The 14,280-nt window shown below is 70.5% G+C and carries 16 protein-coding genes; 9 read left to right on the top strand and 7 right to left on the bottom strand.

The features are described 5' to 3' along the window. The first annotated feature begins 14 nt into the window (after positions 1–14). Positions 15–1,235 (top strand): PP2C family protein-serine/threonine phosphatase, encoded by a 1,221-nt coding sequence (locus BZB76_RS22340; RefSeq protein WP_121436384.1) that lies wholly within the window; start codon positions 15–17, stop codon positions 1,233–1,235. A gap of 62 nt (positions 1,236–1,297) precedes the next feature. On the opposite strand, the gene BZB76_RS22335 is transcribed toward BZB76_RS22340, so the two are convergent. The 3 genes from BZB76_RS22335 to BZB76_RS22325 form a co-directional block, all read right to left on the bottom strand. Next, positions 1,298–2,644 (bottom strand): hypothetical protein, encoded by a 1,347-nt coding sequence (locus BZB76_RS22335; RefSeq protein ID WP_121436383.1) that lies wholly within the window; start codon positions 2,642–2,644, stop codon positions 1,298–1,300. After that, a complete protein-coding gene (locus tag BZB76_RS22330; RefSeq protein ID WP_121436382.1) occupies positions 2,644–2,889 on the bottom strand; it encodes a hypothetical protein in 246 nt (81 codons plus the stop codon). The genes BZB76_RS22335 and BZB76_RS22330 overlap by 1 nt, the downstream gene beginning before the upstream one ends. A gap of 97 nt (positions 2,890–2,986) precedes the next feature. Further along, the gene (locus tag BZB76_RS22325; RefSeq protein WP_121436381.1) at positions 2,987–3,226 is read right to left on the bottom strand and encodes a hypothetical protein; all 240 of its coding nucleotides are present in this window, start codon (positions 3,224–3,226) and stop codon (positions 2,987–2,989) included. 185 nt (positions 3,227–3,411) lie between these two features. On the opposite strand from BZB76_RS22325, the gene BZB76_RS22320 reads away from it, so the two are divergent. The 6 genes from BZB76_RS22320 (at position 3,412) to bsaP (ending at position 9,861) form a co-directional block, all read left to right on the top strand. Beyond that, entirely contained in the window at positions 3,412–4,380 is a 969-nt protein-coding gene (locus tag BZB76_RS22320) for a TIGR03557 family F420-dependent LLM class oxidoreductase (protein ID WP_121436380.1), read from the top strand. 54 nt (positions 4,381–4,434) lie between these two features. Then, positions 4,435–5,415 (top strand): DUF5954 family protein, encoded by a 981-nt coding sequence (locus tag BZB76_RS22315; RefSeq protein WP_121436379.1) that lies wholly within the window; start codon positions 4,435–4,437, stop codon positions 5,413–5,415. A 19-nt stretch (positions 5,416–5,434) separates the two neighbouring features. Then, positions 5,435–5,992: a hypothetical protein gene (locus tag BZB76_RS22310; RefSeq protein ID WP_211343133.1), complete on the top strand. Its 558-nt coding sequence runs from the start codon at positions 5,435–5,437 to the stop codon at positions 5,990–5,992. Positions 5,993–6,126: 134 nt separating this feature from the next. Continuing rightward, positions 6,127–8,154: an elongation factor G gene (gene fusA / locus BZB76_RS22305; protein WP_121436378.1), complete on the top strand. Its 2,028-nt coding sequence runs from the start codon at positions 6,127–6,129 to the stop codon at positions 8,152–8,154. 145 nt (positions 8,155–8,299) lie between these two features. Then, positions 8,300–9,634 carry an acetyl-CoA carboxylase biotin carboxylase subunit gene (locus BZB76_RS22300; protein ID WP_121436377.1) on the top strand — a complete coding sequence of 445 codons (1,335 nt, stop codon included), beginning with the start codon at positions 8,300–8,302 and terminating at the stop codon, positions 9,632–9,634. Further along, positions 9,631–9,861 (top strand): biotin synthase auxiliary protein BsaP, encoded by a 231-nt coding sequence (gene bsaP / locus BZB76_RS36835; protein ID WP_121436376.1) that lies wholly within the window; start codon positions 9,631–9,633, stop codon positions 9,859–9,861. The genes BZB76_RS22300 and bsaP overlap by 4 nt, the downstream gene beginning before the upstream one ends. Before the next feature lie 111 nt (positions 9,862–9,972). Here the strand turns inward: bsaP and BZB76_RS22290 are convergent, their stop codons facing one another. Together BZB76_RS22290 and BZB76_RS22285 are read right to left on the bottom strand one after the other, a co-directional pair. Continuing rightward, positions 9,973–10,476: a GNAT family N-acetyltransferase gene (locus BZB76_RS22290; protein WP_121436375.1), complete on the bottom strand. Its 504-nt coding sequence runs from the start codon at positions 10,474–10,476 to the stop codon at positions 9,973–9,975. 87 nt (positions 10,477–10,563) lie between these two features. After that, positions 10,564–11,352, bottom strand: coding sequence for a hypothetical protein (locus tag BZB76_RS22285; RefSeq protein ID WP_147449495.1), 789 nt, complete (start codon positions 11,350–11,352; stop codon positions 10,564–10,566). Positions 11,353–11,485: 133 nt separating this feature from the next. On the opposite strand from BZB76_RS22285, the gene bioD reads away from it, so the two are divergent. After that, positions 11,486–12,211, top strand: coding sequence for a dethiobiotin synthase (gene bioD / locus BZB76_RS22280; RefSeq protein ID WP_170180707.1), 726 nt, complete (start codon positions 11,486–11,488; stop codon positions 12,209–12,211). Positions 12,212–12,214: 3 nt separating this feature from the next. Continuing rightward, positions 12,215–13,210, top strand: coding sequence for a biotin synthase BioB (gene bioB, locus BZB76_RS22275; RefSeq protein ID WP_121436372.1), 996 nt, complete (start codon positions 12,215–12,217; stop codon positions 13,208–13,210). 36 nt (positions 13,211–13,246) lie between these two features. Here bioB and BZB76_RS22270 read toward each other — a convergent pair whose 3' ends face one another. Further along, a complete protein-coding gene (locus BZB76_RS22270) occupies positions 13,247–13,504 on the bottom strand; it encodes a hypothetical protein (RefSeq protein WP_121436371.1) in 258 nt (85 codons plus the stop codon). A gap of 29 nt (positions 13,505–13,533) precedes the next feature. Next, a complete protein-coding gene (locus tag BZB76_RS22265; protein ID WP_147449494.1) occupies positions 13,534–14,223 on the bottom strand; it encodes a Uma2 family endonuclease in 690 nt (229 codons plus the stop codon). Between the last annotated feature and the right edge of the window lie 57 nt (positions 14,224–14,280).

Here is a 14,280-nt window from a genome sequence, read left to right as displayed (position 1 = left end):
CGGGACGGCGACCGATGCTGAGAGAACTGGTGGCGGCCAGCCATCTGATGTCCCTGGAACAGTTGCCGGGCACGATGGCCCGGCACGCGGCGGACGCGGGCCTCCACGACGCGGTGATCTACGTGGCGGACCTGCAGCAGACCGTGCTGCGGCTGCTGACCGGCAAGGGGAGCGACGCCGCCCGGGACCCCGGTCCGGAGGCCCCGGAACTCAAGATCAACAGAACCATCGCCGGACGGGCGTTCCAGACCATGGAGCCGGTGGTCGGGCAGGGGTTCGACGACGGGACCTGCCACTACTGGATCCCGATCCTCGACGGGGCCGAACGGGTCGGGGTGCTCAGGGTCACCATCGGCCGCGACGACGCGCAGGCCAGGGACGACGCCGAGTATCTGGCCGGAATGGTCGCGTTGATGATCGTCAGCAAGGGGCCGTACAGCGACTCCTACTCCCGGCTGGTGCGGACCAGGGACATGACGGTGTCGGCGGAGATGCAGTGGCGGCTGATGCCGCCCCTGACCTTCGCCAACGACCAGGTGGTGATCGGCGCCGCGCTGGAACCGGCGTACATGCTCGGCGGCGACACCTTCGACTACGCGCTGGCCGACGACACCGTCCATCTCGCGATCTTCGACGCGATGGGGCACGACACCACCGCCGGGCTGACGTCCAACCTCGCCGTCGCGGCCTGCCGCAACAGCCGGCTCCAGGGCGCGGGCCTCGTCGAAACGGGCCAGGCCATCGAGGAGACCCTGATGGAGCAGGACCGGGACGGACGGTTCGTCACCGCCGTGCTGATGGAGATCGACCTCCAGTCGGGCCTGCTGTCGTGGATCACGCACGGCCATCCCGCACCGGTGATCATCCGGAAGAGCCGGTGGGTCAGCTCGCTGGAGTGCCGACCCGGAACGCCGCTCGGCACGGGCCTCGGCGTCGTTCCGGAGCTGTGCACCGAGCAGCTCGAACCGGGCGACCGGGTCCTGCTCTACAGCGACGGCATCGTGGAGGCCCGCGACCCGCGCAAGCAGGAGTTCGGCCTGCAACGGTTCGTGGACTTCATCATCCGCAGCAACGCCGCCGGGATGGCCGTGCCGGAGACGTTGCGGCGCCTCGTCCACAGCATCCTCGAACACCACGCCGGAACCCTCGACGACGACGCGACCGTCCTGCTCCTCGAATGGCACGGACCGCCCTCGGTGCCCAAGGACCCGATTGCACCGATGCGGCAGACCTGAACGCCACGCGCCGGGCACCCCTCGCGGGGCCCGGCGCGCGGCGCGTTCCGGACGCGGTGTTCTCAGGCGTGCGGCATCGGTTCCGGCGCGGAACCGCGCACGTACCGGACGGCCCACCGCACCAGCCCGGCGGCCACCCCGTAGAGGATCAGCGCCACACCGGCCAGCGGCAGCACCAGCAAAATGATCTGCATTCCCGAGGTGACCAGATCGAGCACCCCGGCCCCCTGCGCGGCCTCGGTCGCGAGCCGCCGCATCATCCACCAGTCCTTGGCGACCAGGTGGGGGATCTGGCTGATGATGAGACCGAGCTGGAACAGCAGCACCGGGATCACGGTCAGCACCCACACGGTGACGAAGATCTGCGGCCAGCGTTTCAGGTCGTCGAGCCGCGCGTCGGCGGGACGCCGCAGCAGCGTCCGGCGCAGGATCGGCCCGATGTACTTGAACAGGTCGGGAATGCCGATCAGGTCCGACATGATGTAGTAGCCGTCGAACCGCAGTGTCGGCAGCAACTGCTGGACCATCTCCAGGTTGACGTACAGGACGGCGACGAGCAGCGGCTCGAAGCCCGTCTGCAGGTACGCCACCGTCAACCCCACGACGAAGATCGCGTTGAAGTAGACGCCCGCGAGGTCGGCGCGCAGCCGTCCGCCCCGGCCGAGCCGGTACGACTCGCTGATGTCGGTGTAGAACGCGGGCCACACCAGGTAGATGCCGCAGCCCATGACGCCGGGCCGGACCCCGCCGTACCGGCAGGCCGCGGCATGCCCCACCTCGTGGAACGCCACCGACGCGATGCCGAGGCCCATGACCAGCAGGATGCTCACCGGGTTGAGGATCAGGGCCGAGAGCGCGCTCACCACCGACCGGCTGGTGAGCACCCACACCTCGGCGGTCACGAAAGAGGCGAGCATCACCGCCAGCACCACGGGCCGGAACAGCCAGGAGAAGAGCCCGCCGACGAACGAGCTGAACGACGAGGGGAAGACCGCGACCTTCCACCGCAACGCCAGGAAAGGGTCGTTCTTGGTGTCCGGCGGCGGTGTGCCGTCGCTGTAGGTCGTGACGCCGAGTGGGGCGAGCTTCTGGTCGGTGAGGTAGACGATCTGCTCGGCGGTCAGTCGCGCCCCGGCCCGCGCGCTGACCGTGTCGGCCACCCGGTCGAGGGCCTGCGCGACGTCGGTGTCGGCGAGGTCGCGGTGCTCGTGCAGGGCCTTGACGACGAGGAACAGCAGCGGTGGCAGCCGGACGAGCCGGCCGGAGGGCAACCGGACGAGCTGCGGCGGCTCCCGGTAGCCCGAGTTCTTGAACTCGCCGACGAACTCCGCGCCGTCGACCAGCGTGGGCAGCGTGAGAGCCGTGGGAGGCTCCGCGCCGCCCACGGCCGGTGTCGCGGGCGTGCCCATCAGTCCTTGGTGACCACGGTGGCGGGCATGCAGGTCATCGAGGAGTAGGCGGGCTGGGCGAACAGGCCGGTGCCGAGCAGGCCCGTGGTGCCGGCCGAGTAGCTGGCCGAACAGGCGTAGGCGACCACGGTGGTGCCATGGCCGTCGCCGCGGAGGGCGGACATCGCCAGGCGCTGCGGCAGCACCTCGGCGTCGAGCCGGTCGAGATCGGCGTAGGTGAGGCTCTGCGGGTGCTTGGGGCTCATGTGACCACTTTCTTTGTGCGGGAACAGGGAGGAAGGGCTGGCGGGAATACGCCAGCCCTTCCCGTGCGGGCCGCGGCCCGCTACGTCAGACCTGAGGTCAGCCGTTGATCGCGGTGTTGGTCGTGGTGCAGATCTGCGAGTTGCCCGCAGGAGCCGTGGTGAACAGGCTGAGGAGGCCCATCTGCGGCTGGTTGTTGTTGCTGGAGCAGGAGCTGGAGACGACCGTGTCGCCGCCGCCGTTGCCGCCGCCACCTGCGAGGAGGGTGGACAGCACCGCGCGCTCCGGCAGAACCTCGCCGGCCAGCTTGTCCAGTTCGCTGTAGCTGAAAGACTTCATGTGGTTCTCGTCTCCCTTGTCACGCCCGGAATCCCTCGGTGGGGACCGGATGTCTCTGCCCCCGCACCAGATCGGAGCGGGGTAGCTCTACGTATATCAGATGTGACAGACAGTGGCCAAGAAGGGGGTGGCCTGCGGCGGAGCCGAGCCGTGAATCGTCGTGCGGACGGGGTAGGCGATCCCGCATGGAATTCGGATACACGCTGCTGTGCGAGCAGACACCGCCCAGGCAACTCGTCGCCGACCTCGTCGAGGCGGAGGAGGCCGGGTTCGAGTACTCGGTCATCTCCGACCACTACTTCCCCTGGCTGGAGGACCAGGGCCACTCCGCCTACGCCTGGTCGGTCCTCGGCGCGCTGGCGCAGGCCACCCACCGCATCCCGCTGATGACGTTCGTGACCTGCCCCATCATGCGGTACCACCCCGCCGTGGTGGCGCAGAAGGCCGCCACGATGGGCGTGCTGTCGGACGGCCGGTTCACCCTCGGCCTCGGCTCGGGCGAGAACCTCAACGAGCACGTCGTCGGCCGCGGCTGGCCCTCGGTGGACGTCCGCCACGAGATGTTCGAGGAGGCCGTCGAGATCATCAGGGCCCTGTTCGGCGGCGAGTACGTCAACTACCGGGGCCGGCACTTCACCGTCGACTCGGCGAAGCTGTACGACCTGCCGGACCAGCCCGTCCGGATCGGGATGGCCGCCTACGGCACGCGCGCCGGCCGGCTCGCGGCCCGGCACGCCGACCTGCTGATCTCCGACCAGCCCGTCAAGGACGTCGTCGACCTCTTCCACGGCGAGGGCGGCGCAGACCGACCCGTGTACGGGCAGATTCCCGTCGCGTACGGCGACGACCACGACGAGTGCGTGCGCCGCGCACACCGCTACTGGAAGTTCTCGGCGCCCGGCTGGAAGGTGATGGCCGAGCTGCCCGGCCCGGGGAACTTCGAGGCCGCGACGGAGACCGTCCGACCGGAGGACGTCGCCGCGTCGGTGCCGTGCGGGAACGACGTGGACGACTATCTACGGGCCGTCCAGCAGTGGGCGGACGCGGGCTTCACCCACATCGCGTTCTGCCAATCCGGCCCCGACCACCAGAAAGACTTCCGAACCTGGGCGGAGGCCGACCTGCTTCCCGCCCTCCGCGAACGCTTCGGCTGAATCCGGTTCGGGGATTTGCGAGCGCCGAGGGGCCGCGCCTGTGACGATGGACGTATGACCGGAAGCGATGGCGCGGCACTCGCCGGCGATCTGCCGCACTGCCTGTCGGGCGCGGCGACGTCGGCGCGGCGCGCGGAGGTACGGGCGCGGCGAACCCATCCGCTCGTGCTCTGGTACGGCCCGACGTACGGGGTGATGGAACGCGTCGCGAACGGATGGATGATGTCCGGGATGGAGCGGATGACACCGCAGGACGCCCGCGACTCCCTGGCGTGGTGGTTCCGGAACATGGCCCGGAACCCCGGGACGCCCGACGCGCACCGCCCGCAGTACCGGGAGGGCGCGGCGTTCCTCGAACGCGGCCGTCCCGACGAACTCACCGTCGCCGGGCGCGTGTTCCGCGTCGTCCGCGCCGACCGGTTCTGCCGTTTCGGCGTGGACGGTCCCGAACAGCCGCGGCCCACCGACCCCGACGACCTGCCGGAGCCGCGCACCCGCCGCGACGCCCGCCGGTTCGACCACGGGCTGCTGCCGCCCGCGTACGCGCCCGGGTCGCCGGAGCTGCTCGGCGAACGGTGGGAGACGGTCCCCGACGGGCCGCTCGTCCCGTCCGAGGTGACCCGCGACGCCCGCCGGGCGCTCGTCACCCACCCGGGCATCGCCCGGCTCGCCGTCCGGTTCACCGCCGCCGAGCGGGAGAACGGGACGTGGCCGCCGCACGGCCCGTTCCTGCACAGCCCCGCGTCCGTCCGCGACCATCTGGCCACCTACTTCGACACGATCGTGCCGATGATGCTGCCGTCGTCCCCGGACGTGCTCGCCGAGTACCGGCACGCGGCCGACCTGCTCCGCGACGGGACGCGACGCACCGAGGTGACCGTCCTCGGACGCCGCTTCCGCGTCATCCGCGTCGAGTACGTGGTCCGTGTCGGGACGGACGGGCCGGAGCGTCCCCGGCCGTCCGACTACGACCCCGAGGAACCCCTCACCGGCGAGCCCGAGGGCGCGCACGACCTCATCGACGACGACTGGTGAGTCGGCGGGTGAGGGGCAGGTGAAAGGTCTCGCGCGGCGGGAGTTCCAGCTCGTCCTGCTCCGCCGGATGGCCGACTACCAGCCGGGCCTCGTCGAGAACGCGATGGGCGAGCTGGACGCGTCCCGCACCGAGATGCGGGAGGTCAACGCCCGGTGGCAGCGCATCGTCCGATCCCGGACGTTTCCCCCCGGGCGGCGCCGCTACGAGGCCGTCCTCGGCCCGCCCGCCGCCGTCGAACGGCGCCCGGCCGGCCCGTCGGTGACGTGCGAGGTCGCATGGTGGCCGCCGTTCCCGCTGTGGCCCGGCCTGCGCTTCGAGATCATGACGGGGTTGGACGGCTCCGTCGCGCACGAGTGGCTCGTCCGCGACGACGGCGTTCCGGTCCCGCGGCTGGACACGGTCGCCGACATCACACCCTGGTCATGCGTCGTCGGTGACGTCGACGCGCGCTTCGGATCCGTCGCCCACCAGGACGGCGAGGCCCCGAGCCGCTGGCACACCACGTTCCACATCTCCGACGCCACCTACGTGGCGCATTTCGTGTGGGGCCTCGTCCAGCGGGTCGACTCCATCTGAACGGACCGCGCCGTAGCGGCCTCCTCCTCGGAAAACCCTTCGCGCCCGCACATTCCGCGCGGTTACGGTGCAGGCTGCCGCAGGAACGATCTTGTTTTGCGGCGGTCGTCATCAGAGAGGAAAGGAGATCCCCGATGACAACCACGGTTCGCAGCCTCACCACCGTCCGCAACACCGGGATCATGGCGCACATCGACGCCGGGAAGACGACGACCGCCGAGCGCATCCTGTTCTTCACCGGCGTCTCGCGCCGCATCGGTGAGGTGCACGACGGCGCCGCCGCGCTGGACTTCCTGAAACAGGAACGCGACCGCGGCATCACGATCACGTCCGCCGCCACGACCTGCCATTGGACGGTCGACGGCACCGAGCACACCGTCAACCTGATCGACACGCCCGGACATGTCGACTTCACCGTCGAGGTCGAACGATGTCTGCGCGTCCTCGACGGCGCGGTGACGGTGTTCGACGGCGTCGCGGGCGTCGAACCGCAGTCGGAGACGGTGTGGCGGCAGGCCGACCGGTACGGGGTGCCGCGGATCTGCTTCGTCAACAAGATGGACCGCGCCGGCGCCGACCTCCACCGCTGCGTCGGCATGATCCGGGAACGGCTCGGCGCCGTTCCGCTGGTCATGCAGCTTCCGATCGGGGCCGAGGCCGGGTTCGAGGGCGTCGTCGACCTGGTGTCCGGGCGGGCGCACGTCTGGCCGGACGACCGGCACACGGTCGTCGACGTCCCGGCAGACCTGGCCGAGGACGCCCGGCGGTGGCGGGCCGCGCTGGTCGAGACGGTCGCCGAGCACGACGAGGAGCTCATGGACCTGTTCCTCGGCGGCACGGAACCGTCGCCGGAGCAGTTGCACGCGGCGATCCGGCGGCTGACGGTCGCATCCGTGGTGACACCCGTGTTCTGCGGCAGCGCGTACCGGAACAAGGGCGTCCAGCCGCTGCTGGACGCCGTCGTCCGGTATCTGCCGTCGCCGCTGGACGTCGATGCCGCGCACGGCGTGCCGGACGACGACGCGCCGCTGTCCGCGCTCGCCTTCAAGATCATGACCGATCGTTTCCTCGGGCGGCTCACCTTCGTCCGGATCTACTCCGGACGGCTGGTGTCCGGCGCCTCGGTGCTGAACAGCGTCAAGGCGCGCAAGGAGCGCATCGGCAAGATCTACCGGGTGCACGCGGGTGACCGGGAGGAGATCGAGTCGGCGGGCGCGGGCGACATCGTCGCGGTCATGGGCCTGAAACGGACCACGACCGGTGAGACGCTGTGCGACGCCGACCATCCGGTGATCCTGGAGTCGATGGACTTCCCTGCCCCGGTCATCGAGGTCGCGGTCGAGCCGACGTCGAAGGGCGACCTGGACAGGCTGGGCGTCGCCCTCCGGCGGCTGGCGGAGGAGGACCCGTCGTTCCAGGTCCGCGAGGACGGCGGGCAGACCGTCATCGGCGGTATGGGCGAACTCCACCTGGAGATCCTCATCGACCGGATGAAGGAGGAGTTCCAGGTCGACGCCAGGGTCGGCCGTCCCCGTGTCGCCTACCGCGAGACGATCCGGCGGCCGGTGCGCGATGTCGACCACCTGCACCGCAAGCAGGACGGCGGCAAGGGCCAGTACGCGAAGGTCCGGATCGCCGTCGAGCCGATCGAGGACGGGTACGAGTTCGTCAACAAGGTCACCGGCGGGCGGATCCCGAGGGAGTTCGTCCCGTCCGTGGACGCGGGCTGCCAGGAGGCGATGCTCATGGGCGTCCTCACCGGACACGAGATGACCGGCGTGCGGGTCACCCTGCTCGACGGCGACTTCCACCCGGTCGACTCGTCCGAACTCGCCTTCAAGGTCGCCGGTTCGATGGCGTTCAAGGAGGCCGTCCGCCGCGCGTCCCCGGTGCTGCTCGAACCGGTCATGGCCGTCGAGGTCACCGTCCCCGACGACCATCTGGGCTCGGTGATCGGCGACCTGAACCGGCGCCGCGGCCGGGTCGAGGGGACCGCCGAGCGCGCCGGGGCCCGGATCGTCCGCGCCCTGGTGCCGCTGTCGGAGATGTTCGGCTATGTCGGCGACCTGCGCGGCATGACGTCGGGCCGAGGCATGTTCGTCATGGAGTTCGACTCCTACGCCGAGGTTCCGCCCTCGATCGCGCGGACGGTCGGCACCTGACCGGGAGAACGGACGGCGGGGACACGGTCCCCGCCGTCCGTGCCGGGCGGACGACCCGGAACCGCGGCACCACCGCGCCCCGGAAACCGCTAGTCTCGGCCGGGGCGGGGCCGCCCGGCCCCGAAGACCGCGAGGGGGTCCGCAGGTGTTCGAGTCCGTGCTCGTGGCGAACCGCGGCGAGATCGCCGGCCGGATCGTCCACACCGCCCGCGCGATGGGCGTCAAGGCCATCGCCGTGTACGCGGACGCCGACGCCGACCTGCCGTACGTGGCCGAGGCGGACGAGGCCATCCTCATCGGCCCCGCCGACCCCGCCCGCAGCTATCTGAACGTGCCCGCGATCCTGGAGGCCGCGCACCGCACGAACGCGCAGGCCGTCCACCCCGGCTGCGGATATCTCGCCGAGCACGCCGAGTTCGCCCGCGCCGTCGTCGACCGCGGCCTCGTCTGGATCGGTCCGCCGCCGCTCACCGTCGCCCGGATGAGCGACAAGATCAACGCCCGGAACCTGATGAAGGAGGCGGGCCTTCCCGTCGCCCCCGGCGTGTGGGAGCCCGTCCCCGACGTCGGGACCGCCGTCGAGGAGGCCGAGCGCATCGGCTACCCGGTGATGGTGAAGCCCGCCGCCGGCGCGGGCGGCGTCGGTCTCGCCGCCGCCCATGACGAGACGACGCTGCGCGCCGCGTACGCCAGGGCCCGCGCCGACGCCGAACGCGTCTTCGGGCAGGGCGACATCCTGCTCGAACGGTATGTGGCGGGCGCCCGGCACGTCGAGGTGCAGATCCTCGGCCTCGCCGACGGCGCCGTCGTCGCGCTCGGCGACCGCGACTGCTCCGTCCAGCTCGGCAGCCAGAAGATGGCGGGGGAGACCCCGTCGCCCGGTGTCGCCGCGCCGCTGCGCGAACGGATGCTCGCCGCCGCCGTCCACGCCGCCGAGACGGTCGGGCACCGGGGCGCCGGCACCGTGGAGTTCCTCGTCGACCCCGCCGCGCAGGAGTACTACTTCCTGGAGATGAACACCCGCCTCACGACCGAGCACCCGATCACCGAACTCGTCACCGGAATCGACCTCGTCGAACAGCAGTTCCGCGTCGCCGCAGGCGAACCCGTCTCCTTCCCGAACGCGGCCCCGCGGGGCCACGCCATCGAGTTCCGCGTCCACGCCGAACACCCGCCCGCCCCCTCCACGGAGGAGATCAAGGTGTGGGAGGAGCCCGTCGGCGACGGCATCCGCATCGACGCCGGATACGCCGAGGGCAACACCGTCACCCCGCACTACGACTCGCTGCTCGCGAAGCTGTCCGTCCACGGCGACGACCGCGCCCACGCCCTGCGCCGAGCCCGCGCCGCCCTCGACGCGTTCCGCATCGAGGGCCCACGCACGAACCTGCCCTTCCTGAGCGCACTCCTCGACCACCCCGAATTCGCGGCCGGAACCTACGACACCGCCATCGCGGAACGCATGAACGGCCACCGATGACCGACCCGCAGAACCACCCCTTCTGCGACCGCTGCGGAGAACCCACCGCGAGCACGGACCACACCGCCTGCCGCGCCGCCCGCGAATTGGAACCGCCCCGCTACTGCCCCCAATGCCGCCGCCGCATGATCGTCCAAGTCAGCCCACTGACCTGGACAGCCCACTGCACCTGTTCATTCAATCTCGATCAGGGCTGCTCGCCTGGCGGCTCGCAACCCTGCTCGTGATTGTGCGAGCGCTGCATCGCTTCGCGATCTGGTCAAGGAGGCTCGCCTTCGGCGTCGCCTCCTCGACCAGGTAACGCGCTCGCGCGGTGGCCCGACGTTCCTGACAGGCCCCTAGAGCTTTAGCGCGTAGGTCAAGAGGTTGACCCCTGGCTCTACTTCCCAGTCGCGGTCGGGGGTGCGGACGAATCCCATGCCTTCGTACATTCGATGCGCCTGCGTCATGTTCCGCTGGGTCGACAGGCGCAGCGCGGTGAGTCCGGCCGCGCGTGCCCGATCCGCGCACGCCCACACCAGGGCACGTCCGAGGCCGTGGCCGCGCGCCTCGTCCAGGACGGCGAGCATCCGGAACTCCGCCTCGTCCGGCCCGGCCAGCGCCGCGTAGGGGCTGCCCGGCGGGCAGTAGGTCACGGCCCCGCCGATCTTGCCGCCGATCTCGGCGACGAGCAGCTCAGACTCGGCGGCGCGGCTCGCGGTGTCCCGGAGCTTGCTTATGTAGGGCGACGCGGGCGACATCAGCCCGCCGCCGACATAGACCTCCACGGTCAGATCGCCGATGAGGTCGTACTCGTCCACCCGCGCCGCCCGGACGACCACCGCACCGTCCGAATACGACATTTCTCCTATGTCATCACTTCCCATGTGCACAGGAAAGTGTATGCATGAACAACCGTCTCGCGTGAATCCACCCGGCGGGAGCGAGATCTAGATGACGTCCTGACAGGTGGACTCGGCGGGCAGGAGCGGGCGGAGCCGCACGGAGTACGTCTTGCCCTCGCTGCGCCAGACGGTGTCGGGCGCGGTGGCGGGGAGCTTCGACGCCGGGACGACCGTGCAGCGGGCGCCCGCCGCCTCCTCGCCCCTGCCGAGCGGGGCGAGGGGCCAGTTCTTGACCTTGGCGCCGCCGCTGGTCTCGCCCGCGAGGACGGCCGTCTTCTCCGGCCGGTACGGCTTGGGCGGTGCGGCCTGGTCGGACGCGGGCCAGACACGTGGGTCGAGGCGCTTGAGGAACCTCGCCTCCGGGGCGGTCGCGGACTCGGACCCTGGCTGGATGACGCGGGTCGTGGCGTCGCCCATCGTGATCTCGGCGATGATCGCGTCCATGATCTGGTCGGAGCCCACGGTGTGGGAGCGGCTCAGACCGGCGTCGCGGGCCTCGTCGAGGAGCCGCTGGAGCGCCTCCGGCTTGAGCCGGTACTCCGTCAGCGCGTACTGCGGCGGGCCGGACGACACGACCGCGCGTCCGGTGGAGTACAGGGAGAACTCCGGGATGCTGCCGGGGCCGCCGAGCCCGGCGATGCCGCCGGTCTCGCGCCAGCGCAGGACGAGTCTCTCTTCGGCGGGGGAGTCCTCGGCGGGGGACCCGGTCGGGGGCGCCGTGGCGGACGTGGCGGGTGCGGTGGACGACGGTGACGGCCCGGCCGTCTCGGAGCCGTCGCCGCAGGAGGTCAGCGCCGCGCAGGTCGCGACGGCCACGGCGGCGAACGCCGGCACCCGGTGGGAGCGTGTGTGTGAACCGGCCATGACCCTTGGACGCCTGACCGCGCCGCCCGGTTCCGCGTGGTTCCGCCGGGGGAGGGGATGCGGGCGTCGTGGCCGTGCCGGGCCCGCGCTAGTGTGCCGCCTTGTGAGTGTGCTCGTGGTGACCGGGACGTGTACGGGTGTCGGCAAGACCGTCGTCACCGCGGCACTGGCGGCGGTCGCCGCCGCGCGGGGCGCGTCCGTCGCGGTCGTCAAACCCGGCCAGACCGGTGTCGGCGACGGGGAGCCCGGTGACGTGGACGAGGTGCGACGCCTCGCCGCCGTCGACGACGTGCACGAACTCGCCCGTTTCCCCGACCCGCTGTCGCCCGCCGCGGCGGCCCGGCGCGCCGGTGCCGCGCCCGTCCGGCTGGCGGACGCGGCGAACCACGTCCGGGACCTGTCCGCCGACCGTCGGCTGGTGCTGGTCGAGGGCGCGGGCGGTCTCCTCGTCCGCTATGACGAGGAGGGCGCCACGATCGCCGACCTGGCGCGCGAGGTCGGCGCCGCCGCCGTCGTCGTCACCCGCCCCGACCTCGGCACCCTCAACCACACGGCGCTGACACTGGAGGCGATGGCGCACCGCGGCGTCGAACTCGCGGGCGTCGTCGTCGGCGCGTGGCCGGACGACCCGGACCTCGCGATGCGCAGCAACATCCGCGACCTGGAGACCATCGCGGCCCGGCCGCTGTCGGGCGTCCTGCACGTGGGGGCGGGCGCGCTCGACCCGGCGGAGTTCCTCCTGGCCGCGCACCGCGGCCTGGCCCCCTCGTTCGGCGGCGCGTTCGACCCCGCCGAGTTCCGCGACCGTCACGGCCTCGACAAGGAGTAACACGTGACCGACATCCTCGACGTCGCCCGCCGCCAGGTTCTGGACGAGGGCACGGGCCTCTCCGCCGAGCAGGCCCTGGAATGCCTCACCCTCCCCGACGACCGGCTGGAGGCCCTGCTCGCCGTCGCCCACGAGGTGCGGATGCGGTGGTGCGGACCGGAGGTCGAGGTCGAGGGCATCGTGTCGCTGAAGACCGGCGGCTGCCCCGAGGACTGCCACTTCTGCTCGCAGTCCGGCAGGTTCGAGTCACCGGTCCGGTCGGTGTGGCTGAACATCCCGGACCTGGTCGAGGCGGCGAAGGAGACCGCGCGGACCGGCGCGTCCGAGTTCTGCATCGTCGCGGCCGTCCGCGGCCCCGACGAACGGCTGATGGCCCAGGTCCGCGACGGCATCACCGCCATCAACGAGGCCGTGGAGATCAACATCGCGTGTTCGCTCGGAATGCTCACCCAGAAGCAGGTGGACGAGCTGGCCGCGATGGGCGTCCACCGCTACAACCACAACCTGGAGACGGCCCGCTCCCATTTCCCGAACGTCGTCACCACCCACACGTGGGAGGAACGCCGGGACACGCTCCGCATGGTGAAGGACGCCGGAATGGAGGTGTGCTGCGGCGGCATCGTCGGCATGGGCGAATCGGTCGAGCAGCGCGCCGAGTTCGCCGGTCAGCTCGCCGAACTGGACCCCGACGAGGTTCCGCTGAACTTCCTCGCCCCGCGTCCCGGCACCCCGTTCGCCGACTTCCCGCTGGTCGAGGGCACCGAGGCGCTGAAGACGATCGCCGCGTTCCGCCTCGCCCTGCCCCGCACCATCCTCCGCTACGCGGGCGGTCGTGAACTCACCCTCGGCGACCTCGGCACCCGCGACGGGATGCTCGGCGGCATCAACGCCCTCATCGTCGGCAACTACCTCACCACCCTCGGTCGCCCCGCCGCCAAGGACCTGGAACTCCTCAACACCCTGAAAATGCCCATCAAGGCCCTCAGCCAGACCTTGTGACCCTCATGGTGAGCACGTGGCCCGTCAGCCGCGCGTTCACACGATATGGATCATCCGCTCCCGGATGATGCGACGAAGGTGGTAGAGCACGGTCTTGTCGTCGACGCCTTCGGCCCAGGAGATGCCGACCTCGGTAAGGGTCCCCTCGTCCTGATGATCGAGGACCTCGATGCCGGCTTCCTCCGGCAGGAAGAGGTGTTCCCGGACCTCTTCGGCGGTCATGTCGCGGGGGTCCTTGGGGTAGACCACGCCATGAACGACAATCTTGGTCCGTTGGTCGACCGTCGTGGCCATGGGGGGAATCCTGGCCGCTGCTTCCTGCTCTACTTCTTCCACGGCTGCCAATGCCTGGTCTCGATCTCGACGTTGAACGGCTCCGGCAACTGGATCGTCTCGCCGAACTCCCACGACTCCCGATGTAGGTAAGCGCCCGTGGATCTGTCTGGGATGCAGTAGAGGGTCGTCTTGGCCTCCTTCGGTGATCGATCGACGAGAAGGTAGTAGGGGATCTCGACTTGGGCGTAGCGGGACCATTTGTTGGGTTCCGCCAGTCGGCGCCCGCCTGTCGGTGGGCGGTCCTGTTCGGAGTTGCTGGGCGAGGTGACTTCGACGACCATCTCGACCTCGTCGGGCGACAGCCCGAAAGCGTCGGCGTTGGCGGCCGCTTCCAGCACGTCCGCCGCCAGAACGACGAGATCGGGGATCGCGGACTTGCCCGCCGTCTCTCGCCACAGGTTGACGACCTGCGTGGGCACCCATGGGACGTCGCGGTCCCTCGACGGGGCGGTCGTAAACGCCGTGCTGATGTCGGTGAGAATCACTGCATGCGCCACGGTCGGTGCCGGTGACACGACGATCTGACCCCCGATGATCTCGACCCGTATACCTTCGTACGGAAGATCGAGAAGGTCCTCCACTTCGCCGCGCACCCACATGTCCCACAAGGTGTTGTCGGACAGGTCGTCAAGGTTGAAAACCAGGGTCTCCGCCACGTTCTGCGACCTTTCCCTCACGATCTGCTCCCGGTCATCGTAGAGAAGGTTTGTACTCAGCGTAGCCAGATCCTTCGA

Origin of the sequence: Actinomadura pelletieri DSM 43383 (assembly GCF_003634705.1) — a bacterium.
GTDB lineage: Bacteria > Actinomycetota > Actinomycetes > Streptosporangiales > Streptosporangiaceae > Spirillospora > Spirillospora pelletieri.
Note: the sequence above shows the minus strand (reverse complement) of the source record. Positions and strands in the feature narration are given on the sequence as shown.

What these genes read in the sequence shown, in the direction of transcription:
- BZB76_RS22335 (WP_121436383.1), bottom strand. Translation starts at nt 2,644, where the DNA reads ATGGGCACGCCCGCGACACCGGCCGTGGGCGGCGCGGAGCCTCCCACG.
- bsaP (WP_121436376.1), top strand. Translation starts at nt 9,631, where the DNA reads ATGACCGACCCGCAGAACCACCCCTTCTGCGACCGCTGCGGAGAACCC.
- fusA (WP_121436378.1), top strand. Translation starts at nt 6,127, where the DNA reads ATGACAACCACGGTTCGCAGCCTCACCACCGTCCGCAACACCGGGATC.
- BZB76_RS22330 (WP_121436382.1), bottom strand. Translation starts at nt 2,889, where the DNA reads ATGAGCCCCAAGCACCCGCAGAGCCTCACCTACGCCGATCTCGACCGG.
- BZB76_RS22315 (WP_121436379.1), top strand. Translation starts at nt 4,435, where the DNA reads ATGACCGGAAGCGATGGCGCGGCACTCGCCGGCGATCTGCCGCACTGC.
- BZB76_RS22290 (WP_121436375.1), bottom strand. Translation starts at nt 10,476, where the DNA reads ATGTCGTATTCGGACGGTGCGGTGGTCGTCCGGGCGGCGCGGGTGGAC.
- BZB76_RS22325 (WP_121436381.1), bottom strand. Translation starts at nt 3,226, where the DNA reads ATGAAGTCTTTCAGCTACAGCGAACTGGACAAGCTGGCCGGCGAGGTT.
- BZB76_RS22320 (WP_121436380.1), top strand. Translation starts at nt 3,412, where the DNA reads ATGGAATTCGGATACACGCTGCTGTGCGAGCAGACACCGCCCAGGCAA.
- BZB76_RS22270 (WP_121436371.1), bottom strand. Translation starts at nt 13,504, where the DNA reads ATGGCCACGACGGTCGACCAACGGACCAAGATTGTCGTTCATGGCGTG.
- BZB76_RS22340 (WP_121436384.1), top strand. Translation starts at nt 15, where the DNA reads ATGCTGAGAGAACTGGTGGCGGCCAGCCATCTGATGTCCCTGGAACAG.